The organism is Staphylococcus pasteuri (assembly GCF_030547725.1).
In the GTDB taxonomy this organism is placed as follows: domain Bacteria; phylum Bacillota; class Bacilli; order Staphylococcales; family Staphylococcaceae; genus Staphylococcus; species Staphylococcus pasteuri.
Window position 1 is genome coordinate 1 of sequence record NZ_JAUOQO010000068.1, and the last position, 375, is coordinate 375.

Below are 375 nucleotides of genomic sequence, written 5' to 3' on the forward strand. Positions count from 1 at the left end.
AGCTTGATTTGAAACGAACCTTTCGATAGCAGCCTTGTCGTTAATTACAGCGTCATGGATGCCCAATAAAGCTAAATTATGACTAAACTTATCGATATACAGCCTAGCTTTTTTATCTGGTAAGTTAGGATACGCGATGGTGATTAATATTTTGTCTGCGTCGACTACGCCGCTTTTGGTAAGGCTCTCAAGCCTTGCTTCCCAAAGGTCAGGCTTTCTACTACTTTTAATTTTGATTTTTGATCGAATGCTATCGCCCTTATTGCACCTTCAGTTACTCCAGCCACGTCTCTAACCAAATGGAACTTAGCTTCATGGAACTCATCAGCTAGCGTTTTCTCTTTAAAAACTGCTGCTAAATCAAAACTTTTAAGC

1 protein-coding gene is annotated in these 375 nt (G+C 39.7%); it reads right to left on the minus strand.

Features of this window, described 5'->3' with window-relative positions; genetic code table 11:
* Positions 1 to 164: 164 nt before the first annotated feature.
* A partial coding sequence (locus Q4528_RS12825; RefSeq protein ID WP_303521861.1) for a hypothetical protein occupies positions 165 to 375 on the minus strand: 211 nt, incomplete at its 5' end.